7 protein-coding genes are annotated in these 13499 nt (G+C 57.5%); 3 read left to right on the plus strand and 4 right to left on the minus strand.

Annotated features, from left to right (window positions below; all coding sequences use genetic code 11):
- Positions 1-20 precede the first annotated feature (20 nt).
- The 3 genes from Q354_RS0105625 to Q354_RS0105635 all read left to right on the plus strand — a co-directional run bounded on the left by Q354_RS0105625 (position 21) and on the right by Q354_RS0105635 (position 6314).
- Positions 21-3362 carry a mechanosensitive ion channel domain-containing protein gene (locus tag Q354_RS0105625; RefSeq protein ID WP_169828861.1) on the plus strand — a complete coding sequence of 1114 codons (3342 nt, stop codon included), beginning with the start codon at positions 21-23 and terminating at the stop codon, positions 3360-3362.
- Positions 3363-3409: 47 nt separating this feature from the next.
- Complete coding sequence (locus Q354_RS0105630; protein WP_245600998.1) at positions 3410-3835, plus strand: acyl-CoA thioesterase; 426 nt, start codon at positions 3410-3412, stop codon at positions 3833-3835.
- A 301-nt stretch (positions 3836-4136) separates the two neighbouring features.
- On the plus strand, positions 4137-6314 hold the full coding sequence (locus tag Q354_RS0105635; RefSeq protein WP_027856756.1) for a malate synthase G: 2178 nt from the start codon (positions 4137-4139) through the stop codon (positions 6312-6314).
- A gap of 105 nt (positions 6315-6419) precedes the next feature.
- On the opposite strand, the gene Q354_RS27235 is transcribed toward Q354_RS0105635, so the two are convergent.
- The 4 genes from Q354_RS27235 to Q354_RS0105655 form a co-directional block, all read right to left on the minus strand.
- Positions 6420-10823 (minus strand): EAL domain-containing protein, encoded by a 4404-nt coding sequence (locus Q354_RS27235; protein WP_051559929.1) that lies wholly within the window; start codon positions 10821-10823, stop codon positions 6420-6422.
- 313 nt (positions 10824-11136) lie between these two features.
- Positions 11137-11577, minus strand: coding sequence for a universal stress protein (locus Q354_RS0105645; RefSeq protein ID WP_027856757.1), 441 nt, complete (start codon positions 11575-11577; stop codon positions 11137-11139).
- A 10-nt stretch (positions 11578-11587) separates the two neighbouring features.
- The gene (locus tag Q354_RS0105650; RefSeq protein ID WP_027856758.1) at positions 11588-12904 is read right to left on the minus strand and encodes a TRAP transporter large permease; all 1317 of its coding nucleotides are present in this window, start codon (positions 12902-12904) and stop codon (positions 11588-11590) included.
- A complete protein-coding gene (locus Q354_RS0105655) occupies positions 12894-13358 on the minus strand; it encodes a TRAP transporter small permease subunit (RefSeq protein WP_245600999.1) in 465 nt (154 codons plus the stop codon). The genes Q354_RS0105650 and Q354_RS0105655 overlap by 11 nt, the downstream gene beginning before the upstream one ends.
- Positions 13359-13499: the final 141 nt, after the last annotated feature.

Consider the following 13499-nt stretch of genomic DNA (forward strand, 5'->3'; position numbering starts at 1 on the left):
AATTTCAAATGGTTAGCTTTGTGAACGTGCTATTCAGAACCCTTTCTTTTCTGCTTTTCGCCTTTTTGCTTTCCTTGCCAACCGCCTATGCGGGCGTCTCGGAGGATCTGGCAGCAGCCAAGCAACAACTCTCACAACTCAATCCGGAAAGTGATGCCCTGGCACCACTGCGGGAAACCTACGAAGATGTGGTCAAGACGCTGGAGAAGGCGGAACGCTATGAGCAACGCACCACGGAACTCAGCCAGCGTATAGAGAAACTGCCCGGCCTGGTGGAAAAGCGCAAGAAAGAACTGGATCGCAATATCCAGCCCCAGCTGGGCAAACTGGAGCGGATGTCGGTCAGCCAGATGGAAAAGCTGGAAACGGCTTACCGCGCAGACCTTTTGGCCCTGGAAAAATCCCTGGGCCTGCAACAGAAAGAGCTGACCGGACAGGAAAAGAAACTCATCAGCCTGCGTGAGCGCCTCGGCAAGTTGCGTTACGAACTGGAAAAACAGGCCGAAAGCTACCAGACCGACGGCGAGGACAGCAACCAGCAGCAGGAAGCCGAAGTGATGCTGCAGAGCGCGACCTTTGCCCGCACGTCCGCCCGCATCCAGCTCACCGAGCTGGAAATGCTCGCCCTGCCTGATGAAATCGAACTGGCGCAGATCGAGCTGCAGCTGAAACAGCGTGAACTGGATATCAAGCAGGAGCAGATGGAACAGATAGAGTCCCATCTGCAGCAGCGTCGCCGTAGCGAAGCTGAGGAAGTGCTGAGCGAGCTGGAACAGACCCGGGAGGCAGAGGACCTGCCACCGCCGCTGCGTCAGGCCATCGACAAGAATCAGGAGCTGAGCCAGTCACTGCGCAAGGCGCTGGAGGATGCCGAACAGGCAACCCTGCTGCGACGCCAGCTGGAAGACCAGTCCACCCAGCTGGGCACCAACTACCGCAGTATCCAGCAACAGCTGGAGCTGGATATCGGCTACATCGGCGTTGAGCTGCGCCGCCTGATCCTGCGTCTGTCTCAGCCCATTGATACTCAGAACACCCGCAGTCAGATCAATGAGCTGCGGCTGCTCAATCTGGAGCTGGATCGCAGCCAGACATCGCTCACCACCGACCTGCGCGGCCGTCTGATCAATATGCCGGAAGGGCTGACTGAGGCCCAGCAGCAGCGTTACAGCGAATTGTTAAAGGATCAGAACAGCCTCAAGGCGCGGGTACGCGAGAGTCGCCAGCAGCTGATTACCGAGCTGTCGCAACTGCTGGCGGTAAAAGAGCAGATGAATGAGAAGATTCGCCAGGCACGTAAGCTGCTGAACCAGAACCTGCTCTGGCTGCCCAGTGTCGCCCCGATTGACCTGGACTGGCTGAGCGACTTCGGCGATGGCCTGCTCTATCTGCTGCAACACAGTGCGACCTCCCTGGTGCAGAACCCGCTGCAGCTGGACAACGAATTTATCGTCCTGATGATCGCAGTCCTGTTTATCAGCATGGCGGGCTGGGCATGCCGCCGCTTTGAGAACAATCACCGGGCCCAATGGCATCAGGAACTGGGGAACGTGGTTCATGACCGCTTTGCCCGGACCTTCTGCCTGCTGGCCCTGGCGCCACTGATCAGCGCCCCGCTGCCGGCCGCCCTGCTACTGATCGGCCAATACGGCCTTAACCCGGAACATCCCGATGCCATCGGCCTGCGCCACAGCATGCTGTTCACGGCCATCGCCACCTGGTACACCCTCACCGTTATCCGCTGGCTGCGCACCCCGGACGGCCTCTTTACCGGCCACTTCAATATCTCCGAAGTGCTGTCGCGCCGTCTGCGCAACCGCTTAATAGTGCTTTACACCTTTGCCGTACCGCTGGGTATCCTGTTGCTGCTGACCGAACAGATGGACTCGGTGGAACTGCGCTCGACCATCAACCGGGTGGCCTTTATCGGCCTGGCGCTGACAGCAGCCATCTTCTGGAGCAGCATGTGGCCGGTGCGCGAGCACCTGAACCAGCTCAGCGAAGTCCAGCGCTGGTGGCTCAAGTCCGAGTTGTGGCTGGGCCTCTTTACCCTGTTCAACCTGGTACTGATCGGGATGGCGCTGTGGGGCTATGTGTTCACCGCCGCGATGCTGATTGTGGTGGCACTGACCGTGGTCTGCATCAGTTTTGCCATTTTTATCTGCTTCCATCTCGGCCTACGCTGGCTGTTGCTGGAGGAACGCAAGCTCTCCTTCGATCGGGCCCGAACGCGGCGGGCCGAAATTCTCGCCGCCCGGGAGAAAAACGAAGAGGTGCCACCGGTAGAGGAGAACCTGCTGGATATGCAGACCATCTCCGAACAGTCACGGCTGCTGCTGAAGATGCTCAGCCTGGCGGCCCTGCTGACCGCCATGTGGGTGCTGCTGGGTGATTTCCTGCCCACCCTGAACGTACTGGATAAGGTCGAGCTGTGGTCCACCACCCTCACGACCGCCGAGGGTAATATCCTCGAAGCAGTATCCCTGCAGGACCTTCTGCTGGGACTGCTGATCCTGGGACTGAGCCTGTTTGCCGCACAGAACCTGCCCGGCTTGCTGCAGCTGCTGGTGCTGCAGCATATGACACTGGCACCGGGGACAGGATTTGCCATCACCACCATGATCCGCTATCTGCTGATCTTCATCGGCATCATCACCAGCTTCAGCCAGTTCGGCGTTGCCTGGAGCAAACTGCAGTGGCTGGTCGCCGCGCTGGGCGTAGGCCTCGGTTTCGGCCTGCAGGAGATCGTCGCCAACTTTGTTTCCGGTGTGATCATCCTGTTTGAAAAGCCGATCCGGATTGGCGATACCATCACCATCGGCGGCCTGACCGGGAACGTGACACGTATTCAGATCCGCGCCACCACTATTGTCGACTGGGACCGTAAAGAGGTCATCATCCCCAACAAGACCTTTATTACCAGCGAACTGGTGAACTGGTCGCTGAGCGATGCCGTCACCCGGGTAGTGATCAAAGTCGGCGTTGCCTACGGTTCGGATACGGCGCTGGCCCGCAGCCTGCTGCTGGAGGTGGCCAAAGGCAATGACAAGATACTCAGCGACCCGCCTGCCGAAGCGTTCTTCTTCGGCTTCGGTGCCAGCACGCTGGACTTCGAGCTGCGGGTCTATGTCAGCAGCATGTCGAGCCGGAATATCGTCATCCACGAGGTGAACAGCGCCATCGACGCCGCCTTCAAGGCACACAATATCGAGATCGCATTCCCACAGCTGGATCTCCACCTGTATCGGGCTGACGCCGATACAGCACAGGCTCCGCAGCTCCAGAACTCAGCGGAAGCGGTATCGGATAACACAATATCGGCACAGCCGGATGCAGTCCAGGGGGCTTCCCAGAGTAAGTAAAAACCCGTATTTTCAGATATCCGGAAACTATCTGAAAGGAGCCGATAATGACGGCGATGGACAATACAGCGAAGCTGATCTTCAGTACCCATATTGACGTGCGCTGGGGTGATATGGATGCCTACAGCCACGTGAATAATGCGATGTATATGCGCTATCTGGAGGAGGCCCGGGTACAGTTGCTGGCAGAGATGGGCGCCAGTATGGATGGTAACGGTATCGATCCGGTCATTATCAACGTCGGCTGCACCTTCCTGCAGCCGGTCACCTACCCCGAGCGGCTGCGTATCGACTGCTATGTCGGCGCGCCAGGCCGCTCCAGCTTTATGAGCTGGTATCGCATCTACCCTGAATCGGCACCGGATCAGCTGGCCAGCGAGGGCTATGCAAAAGTGGTCTGGATGGACCACCGTTCCGGCCGCTCGACGCCACTTCCCGAGAAGATTCGCCGTCGCCTCCCCAGTGCCGGATAAAGACGCTACGAACCTATTCAGGGTTTATTTTGCCTGCAGATTGTTTACAATAAAAAGGCCAACGCAATACAACTCTGAACACAATCTATAGCACCGCAACGGTTTCAGGGTATGCACCTTGTAGCACGCGGCCTCCGCCTTTAGTCCCTACCCTCATACTTTAGACGGGAAAGGGGCGACAGCTTGTGACATTTAAGCTACTGTTGCGATGCAAAAAGTTTTCGTTCAGAAAACATACAGATCGACGGTTACCCGGTTGCCTCGCGCCGGAGCCGATACAACTACAATGAGGCATTACATTATGAGTCAAAGGGTACAGTCCGGCGGCCTGCAGGTCGCAGCGGATCTATACAATTTTATTAACGAACAGGCACTGCCTGGCACCGGTGTTGATGCCGACCAGTTCTGGTCAGGCTTTGACGCAATTGTTCACGAGCTGGCTCCCCGCAACCGTGAACTGCTGGCCAAACGCGATCAGCTGCAGTCTCAGATTGATGACTGGCACAAACAGCACCGCGCCGAAGCGTTCGACTTCAACGCATATAAGGCGTTTCTTCAGGAGATCGGCTACCTGCTGCCTGAAGGCGAAGCGTTTCAGGCCACTACCCACAATGTAGACCCGGAAATGGCCACCATGGCCGGACCACAGCTGGTGGTACCGGTGATGAACGCCCGCTTTGCGCTGAATGCAGCCAATGCACGCTGGGGCAGCCTCTATGATGCACTCTACGGCACCGACGCGATCAGCGAAGCCGGTGGCGCAGAGAAAGGTAACGGTTATAACCCTGTCCGTGGTGGCAAGGTAATCGAATTTGCCCGCAACTTCCTCGATGAAGCCGCACCGCTGGCCAACGGCAGCCACAGGGATTCTGCCGGTTACAGCATTCAGGGCGACAGCCTGCAGGTAGTGCTGCGCGATGGTAGCGAAACCACCCTGGCGGAAGGCAATCAGCTGGTCGGCTACCGTGGCGATGCCGCCAACCCGGATGCCGTGCTGCTGAAGAACAATGGCCTGCACTTCGAGATCGTGGTCGATCGCAGCAGCCAGATCGGCAAGAGCGACGCCGCCGGTGTCGCCGATATCGTGATGGAATCGGCCCTGACCACCATCATGGACTGCGAAGACTCTGTTGCAGCCGTCGACGCTGCCGATAAGGTCGTGGTCTACAGCAACTGGCTGGGACTGATTAAGGGCGACCTGACCGAAGAGGTCAGCAAAGGTGGCAAGAGCGTCGTGCGCCGTATCAACCCGGACCGCGAATACACCGCGCTGGATGGTTCCACCCAGGCACTGAAAGGCCGCAGCCTGATGTTCGTACGTAACGTCGGTCACCTGATGACCAACGCTGCGATACTGGACAAGGATGGCAATGAAGTACCTGAAGGAATCATGGATGGCGTAATCACCAGCCTGATCTCTGTCCACGATCTGAAGGGCAACGGCCAGTTCAGCAACACCACCACCGGATCGATCTACATCGTTAAGCCGAAGATGCACGGCCCGGAAGAAGTGGCGTTCGCCAATGAACTGTTTGGCCGGGTCGAGGATACCCTCGGGCTGCAGCGCTTTACCCTGAAAATGGGCATTATGGACGAGGAACGCCGTACCACGGTGAACCTGAAAGAGTGCATCCGTGCCGCCCGCGAGCGCGTGGTATTTATCAACACCGGTTTCCTCGACCGTACCGGTGACGAGATCCATACCTCGATGGAAGCCGGCCCGATGATCCGCAAGGGCGATATGAAACAGTCCGCCTGGATCAGCGCCTACGAGAACTGGAACGTGGATATCGGCCTGGAATGTGGCCTCAGCGGCCGCGCCCAGATCGGTAAGGGCATGTGGCCGATTCCGGATCAGATGGCCAACATGCTGGCCGCTAAGGTCGGACACCCGATGGCCGGTGCCAACACCGCCTGGGTTCCGTCACCGACCGCCGCGACCCTACATGCGCTGCACTACCACAAGGTGGACGTGTTTGCCCGTCAGGATGAGCTGCGCAGCCGCGGCCGCGCCGCGCTGGACGATATCCTTACCGTACCGGTGGCAACTAACCCGAACTGGTCGGCAGACGAGATTCAGAACGAACTGGATAACAACGCTCAGGGTATCCTGGGTTACGTGGTTCGCTGGATCGATCAGGGTGTCGGTTGCTCCAAGGTCCCGGATATTAACGATGTCGGCCTGATGGAAGACCGCGCGACCCTGCGTATCTCCAGCCAGCATATCGCCAACTGGCTGCATCACGGTGTCTGCACTCAGGAGCAGGTGATGGAAACCATGCAGCGTATGGCTGCCGTGGTGGACCGCCAGAATGCCGCCGATGCCAGCTACCGTCCGATGGCCGCTGACTTCGACGGCAGCGTGGCCTTCCAGGCCGCCTGCGAACTGGTATTCGACGGTTGCGCCCAGCCAAGCGGTTACACCGAGCCGGTACTGCACCGTCGCCGCATCGAAGCCAAGGCTAAGTTTGGTGCCTGAGTGGCCGTAACACGCTGATACAAAAAACCGGCAGAGCCCATCCCAGGCCTGCCGGTTTTTTTCTGCCTGGGCACCGTAGCGCCGCTCCGGAAGCAGTCTGCCGGACTAGACCAGCGCCATCGACCTCTGCAGCAGCCCATGCAGTTCCCGCGCCGGTAACGGCCGACTGTACAGATAGCCCTGCCCCTGATCACAGCCGAGGTCCCGCAGAAAGCCCTGTTGCTGCGAGGTTTCGACGCCTTCAGCAATGACGGTAAAGCCCAGGCTGTGTCCCATCACGATCACTGCGGTAGCGATCGCCGAATCATCTTCATCGTCCGGCAATTCACGCACGAACCCCTGGTCGATCTTCAGCTTCTGTATCGGCAGTTTCTTCAGGTAAGCCAGTGAGGAGTAACCGGTACCAAAGTCATCAATCGCCAGCGTAATACCCAGTGCGCGGATTGAAGCCAGCAGTTCGATGGCCTTGCCTTCATGCCCCATCACGAAGCTTTCGGTGATTTCCAGCTCCAGGTGGCTGGCCGGGAATCCGGTTTCGCGTAATACCGACTGCAGGGTGAGCAGCAGGTTTTCCCGCTGCAGCTGCACGGTGGAGATATTCACCGCAATCAGGCCTGGATCGATCCCGGCGTCCAGCCATGCCCGGCCCTGACGGCAGGCCTCACGCAACACCCACTCCCCCAGCCGGACAATCAGGCCGGTCTCTTCGGCAATCGGGATAAACTTATCCGGCGGAATCAGACCTTTCCCCGGATGCTGCCAGCGCACCAGCGCCTCAATACCGCTCAGTTCACCGCTGTTAAGGTCAAACTGCGGCTGGTAGAACAGTACCAGCTCATCCTGCTCGATCGCCCGCCGCAACTGCCCTTCGATCACCACATGTTCAAAGGCACTGGTGGTCATCTCCTCCTGATAGAACTGATAGGTACTGCGGCCGGCCGCCTTCGCCTTGTACATAGCCGAGTCGGCATTGCGCAGCAATACGGTGCCATCCGCAGCATCGGTGGGATAGACCGAGATCCCGATACTGGCACCGATAAACAACTCAAGATCGCCCAGGCTGCAGCTGCGGTTCAGCGCCCCCAGCAGGCGATCAGCCAGGCGCGCGACCTCATCCAGATCCGGTACGTCTTCCAGTAACACCGCAAATTCATCGCCGCCCAGGCGGGCAATAGTGTCTTCACTGCGCAGTTCATGACGCAGGCGACGGGCGACCTCCTGCAGCAACTGGTCACCCACTTCATGCCCGAGGCTGTCATTAATATGCTTAAAGTTATCCAGGTCGAGATACAGCAGCACCATCATGTTGCGCTCGCGGGCAGCCTTTTTCAGCGCATGACTAAGCCGGTCGGAGAACAATAACCGGTTAGGCAGGGCGGTCAGCGGATCATGGTGAGCCAGGAACTCCATCTCCTGCTGAGACTCCTTAATCTGGGTAATATCAGAAAATACCCCGACATAGCTCAGCAGCTCGCCCTCTTCATCCCGCACCGCACTGATAGTCAGCCATTCCGGATAGATTTCGCCGCTTTTACGCCGGTTCCAGATCTCGCCCTGCCAGCTGCCGCTGTCACGGATGGCACGCCACATATCGTCATAAAATGCCTGGCTGTGGTGTCCGGACTGCAGCAGCGAGGGTTCACTGCCGAGCACATCCGATTCGCTATAACCGGTGATATCGCAGAAGGCCCGGTTCACCGCGATAATCCGCCCCTTGGTACTGGTGAGAATCACGCCCTCACGGGTGCTTTCAAACACGGCGGCGGTCTGGCGCTGCCAGAGCTCGGCGCGCTGGCGGGCAGTAATATCCTGGGCCAGCGACAACACGCCCGTGGTTTCCTGCTGCGGGTCCTGCAGCTTCACCCGGGTAATCTCCAGCAGCCGGGTGCGGCCATCGGCCAGGCGGATCTCTTCCTGGGTCTGCAGCGGCTTATCCTGCTGCAGGCAGAGCCGGTCGGTCGACTGGCTGCGGCTGACAAACTGCTGATCGGTCAGCAGTTTCTGCCACGGTTGTTCGGTCGCACCACTCTGGTCGTACTGAATCAGTTCGGCAAAGGTCCGGTTCAGGTATTTCAGGCATTGCTGCTCATCGTTCCACCAGATCGACAAAGGCGCATGATCCAGTACGGTCTGGAACTTCTGGCGTTCCAGGTCCAGGGCCTCGGTCTGTCGTTTCAGGGTATCGATATCGATAATTACCCCGGTCATCTTGGTCAGCTCGCCCTGCTCGTCACAGAGCACCGTAACCACGTCGCGGACCCAGATATAGCCATCGGCGGTCTGCATGCGGTATTCGAAGGTGTGGTTGCGCTTGCGCCGCGTCTCTTCAAGACAGAAATCGCGGGCCGTCGCACGGTCTTCCGGATGCACCAGCTCGGACCAGCTATCCAGGTCGGTCCAGTGGGACACCGGAATTCCCAGTAACTTTTCGGAATGGGGGGATACATAGCTGAAGCACTGGGCAGTGGTATCGTATTCCCAGCCAATCGCATTGGTATTCTCGACCAGGGAGCGAAAACGCATTTCATTCAGGCGCAGCCCTTCGATAGCGCTCTTTTCACCGTCGATATCACGGGTCATGCCGATCATGCGCCGGGGCTGCCCCCCCGCATCGCGGGACACTACCCGGCCGCGGTCGATAAACCACTTATAACGGCCGTCGCAGCAGCGCATCCGGTATTCACACTCATACTGCTCGCTGTCATCCTGCAGATGCTCCTGCAGGCGATCGAGGCAGGCCGGCAGGTCATCCGGGTGCAGCCGATTCACCCACTGCGCCCGGTGTGCCGAATGTTCTCTGGCCGGAAAACCCAGTAACTGCTGCCAGCGGGCCGAGTAGAAGGCCTTATCCGATGCGATATCCCAGTCCCAGACGCCGTCGCCCGAGCCATCGACTGCAAACTGCCAGCGCTGCCGGACACCATCCAGTTCCTGACTGGTCTCCACCAGCTGGGTAATCTCAACCACATAGCTGAGGAACTGCTGCGCCTCACCGCTGCCATCCCGCACAATCACCGTCTTATCGTAAAACCAGGCAACGGAACCATCATGGCGCAGAATGCGATAGGGCGACTGCTCCAGCCGCTCACACTGCGGATTGTCCAGTGCCCGCTGCAGTTTGCCGCAAACCCGGTCACGGTCGTCAGGATGCAGGCAATCCGCAAAACAGAGCACGCCGCCATCCGGCCGCTCCGGCTCTATGCCATAAAGCTGGCGGATATTGTCGGAGACATATTCCAGTGGCCAGCCAGCCTCATTCCTCCAACGGAACACCGCAACCGGCCCCTGACCGAAGAGACGGTGCTCCTCTTCCAGCATCTGGTAGGCCTCGACCCGCTGAGTGACATCCCGCAGCATCAGGATAAAGCCCGGCCCCGGGCTTTGCTGCGGCATTATTGAACACTCCAGGTGACGCAGCTGGCCGTCGGGGTAATGCGATACATCCTGCCTGACCACCTCACCCCGACTAACCCGTCGTTTAAGGTCTGGCTGGCGCAGCAGCGCTAATAGCGGATGGGCACTGAAGGCAAACAGGTTCTCACCCAGCAGCGCCCGTTGCGGGCTGCACCAACGCTGCATCAAACCGCTGGCATACTCGATCCGGCCATCCCTGTCCGTAATCAGTACGGCGGCATCATCCAGTGCCGCCACAACTTTCTCCATCGCCTGGCGCTGTGCCAGCTGCTGGTCTCGCTGCTTCAGTGCCAGTTGCAGCAACTTGGTGTACTGGGCCGGCAATCCCTTGATCAGGTCGTGACGGGTGACCAGTCCGGCCACCTGATCCTGTTCCATCACGATCAGCCGGCGGATATTCAACTGCTGCATACGCTGTTCCGCTTCCAGCAACGTGGCCCGGTGATCGATCGTATGCACCGGCGAAGTCATCTCCGCCCCCGCAGTTACCTGATCCATCGATACCGCCTGCAACAACAGCCGGGCGATATCCCGTTCACTGAGGATACCGACGACCTTGCCGGCATCGGTAACGATGCAACAGCTCAGGCGATGGCGGTGCATCAGCTGTACCACGTCACTCAGCGGCTGTTGCGCGTCCACCGTCTGTAACTGGCGGCTCATCACCTCAGACAGCGCACGCGGCGCCATAAAATGCGCCGCCGGCAGGTGCTGCAGAAAACTGCCCTCGTCGACGATCCCGATCAGATTTCCGTCATCATCCACCACCGCCAGATGACGGATGGTCTGCTCCCGCATCAGCAGATAGGCGTCCACCAGGCTTTCACTCTGATGGCAGACACAGACCGGAATGCTCATAACCTCCAGCGCCAGCAAGCTGGATGGTTCAGCCGCAGACTCCGCCAGTGCGACCAGGTCCCGCTCGGTAATCATTCCCTGCGGTACGCCATCCCGGCAGACCACGATCCCCGAGCTGTCACAACTCTGCATCAGTGCCAGCACAGAAGAGACCCGCGCAAGGGCATCAACCTGAGGGGGCCGGCAACTGATCATATCCAACAGCGAAGGGAGTGAAAGCAGGTCATTCGACGTCATGGAAGCAATCCGTAGGGTAGCGCACGCTCAGCGCGCTTTCCGAAAAAGGTCTCAAAAAGGGTACGCAATTTTTCTTAATTGATCAAAAGCGGAAGGAAGTGTGCCAGTTTGCCTTTTAAAAAGCCCGATACAGATCAACTGAGCCGACAGTTTATTTAAGGATTAATCAACAATTAGTTGTAGCAAGCTCTCCGCACAGCTGGATTGAATAAAGCCTGGGGGACTACTCGCCCGACAAAGCACCGCAGGTTTTCCACCGGCATAAAAAAATCGGGCACAAAGGCCCGATTCAGAGTTACAACAAGGAATCTATTTACCAGATTTTCTTATCACGGATCACAAACACTGAGCATTCGGCATGTCGCAGTACCTTCTCAGCATTTGAACCCAGCAGGTAACTGGACAGTCCGGGTTTACCTGCGGCCACCAGAATCACATCCGGCTTCAGCACTGCAGCCTCTTCCAGGATCTCATCGTAGATCACGCCATCACGGGTGTGGCAGCTGCCACGATAGGCCTCTGAAACATTCTGCTCAAAAACCTCAGATACCCGCTTCTTGACCTCACGGCGTATCTGTTTCACCACTTCGGTCGACAGCAGCGTAAAGCTGGAATTGTGGATTTTGGTCTGATCTACGTACAGAGCGTGAATCTTACCGCCATCACTGCCAAATAGCTGAGTAGCCACTTCAACTGCGCTGGCAAACATCTCTTCATGTTCGAGATCCAGCGGAATCAGAATATTGTTAAACACGTCAGATCCTTTAACCCATTACTTTATTCGGCAGCCACATCACGGCTTCAGGGAACAGCATGCACAGAATCAGTACCGACAGTTTAATCAGCACGAACGGCGTCACCGATTTATAAATATCCAGCATGGTCACCCCCGGCGGGGCTATACCTTTCAGATAGAATAGTGCAAAACCATAAGGCGGCGTCTGTACCGCGATCTCGATATTCAGAATCATCAGGATACCGAACCAGATCGGGTCATAGCCCAGCTCCACCACGATAGGCGTAAACAGCGGGGCACACATCAGTACGATAATAAACTCGTCGATAATGAAGCCCAGCAGCAGCATGATCAGCTGCAGCACGATAATCACACCCAGCGGCGGCAGCCCCAGATCTTCAGTGAAACCGGCCACCATATCCTGCACGCCCATCAGCAGATGGAAGTTACTGAACAGGGTTGCACCCATGATGATCCACATCGCGACACTGACCAGCATCGCCGTTTCCATACCGGCAGCCCGGAACATCCCAAAACGGAAACGCTTGAAGAAGAACGCCAGCAGAACCGCACCAACGACACCAATGGCACCGGACTCTGTCGGCGTGGCCATGCCACTGATGATGCTGCCCAGCACCGCAAAGATCAGCAGCACAGAGAACAGGCCATCACGCAGGGTCCGCATCTTCTCCTTCTGCGTCATGGTGGCTTCCTGGCCGGTACCCAGCGGGGCCCGTTCAGGGTTCAGCTTGCAGCTGACCACGATATAGGCGACCAGCATAAAAATAGTCACAACCGCCGGCACCAGCGCGGCCATAAACATCCGCCCGACCGAGTTCTGGGTAGTCGCCGCAAACATAATCATCGGTACGCTGGGCGGAATCAGTATTCCCAGGCCACCACCGGCCATAATCACACCCAGCGCCAGACGCTTGTCGTAGCCGCGCTGCAGCATCGGTTTCAGGGCGATACTGCCGGAGGTCATGATGCCGGCACCGATGATTCCGACCATGGCACCGATCATCGAGCAGACGCCCACTACGCTGATCGCCAGCGAGCCGCGCACCCGGCCGATAATCAGCTGGCTGGCGTTAAACATTGCATCACCAATACCCGAACGGGTCAGCAGCTGCCCCATATAGATATAGAGAGGGATCGCCAGCAGTACAAAACTGAACAGCGTCGATTCAAAGGTGCTCGGGACAATATTAAAGATCCCCTCACCCCAGGTAGAGTAACCCACGGCCATCGCGATGCCGCCCAGTGCCAGTCCAACCGGCGCCCCCAGGGCAAAGGAGACCAGGATGCATAACAGCAGGATGCCTGTCAGTACTTCAATTTCCATCTGCGTCAGTCTCCTCAGCACGTTCAATCAGATTCCGGCCCGTGATCAAATGGTAAAGGTCTTCCAGCATGTCACTGGAAAACTGCAGGATCATCAGGCTTGCGGCCACAATTAACATCATCCAGAAGTGATGCATCGGCGGTGACCATTCACTGAAGCGGCGGTAGTTAAACTCCACGGCCTCATTAAACTTCTCAGTGCAGATTAAAATCACCACCACCATAAAGAAGATGGCGAGAGAGCTGGACAGCAGATTAAAGACCCGCTTCGAATTGGCCGAAACGGCGATATAGAGGATATCCACATTGATATGGGCTTTTTTCTGCTGAGCGTAAGCCCCACCCAAAGCCGCAATATAACCTGCCATAAACAATGACAGGTCGTAGGCCCATACCGTTGGTTTATTCAGAAAGTATCGGGCAAAAACTTCAAATGCCACGACAAATGCCAGCATAGGCATCACATATGACACGCTTTGGCCAATAAAAGCCACAACGTGATTTACACTGGCGCAATAGGCCTTAAGTGTAGCGGTTATCATAATGCTATAGCCCTGAAATAAAAAAGGTAAAGGACAAGGCCCTTTACCTTTGAT

This window comes from Marinobacterium jannaschii DSM 6295 (assembly GCF_000620085.1).
GTDB classification, from domain to species: Bacteria; Pseudomonadota; Gammaproteobacteria; order Pseudomonadales; family Balneatricaceae; genus Pontibacterium; species Pontibacterium jannaschii.

Coding starts and splice junctions, on each gene's coding strand:
- Q354_RS0105630 (WP_245600998.1), top strand. CDS start 3,410: ATGACGGCGATGGACAATACAGCGAAGCTGATCTTCAGTACCCATATT.
- Q354_RS0105635 (WP_027856756.1), top strand. CDS start 4,137: ATGAGTCAAAGGGTACAGTCCGGCGGCCTGCAGGTCGCAGCGGATCTA.
- Q354_RS27235 (WP_051559929.1), bottom strand. CDS start 10,823: ATGACGTCGAATGACCTGCTTTCACTCCCTTCGCTGTTGGATATGATC.
- Q354_RS0105650 (WP_027856758.1), bottom strand. CDS start 12,904: ATGGAAATTGAAGTACTGACAGGCATCCTGCTGTTATGCATCCTGGTC.
- Q354_RS0105655 (WP_245600999.1), bottom strand. CDS start 13,358: ATGCTGGCATTTGTCGTGGCATTTGAAGTTTTTGCCCGATACTTTCTG.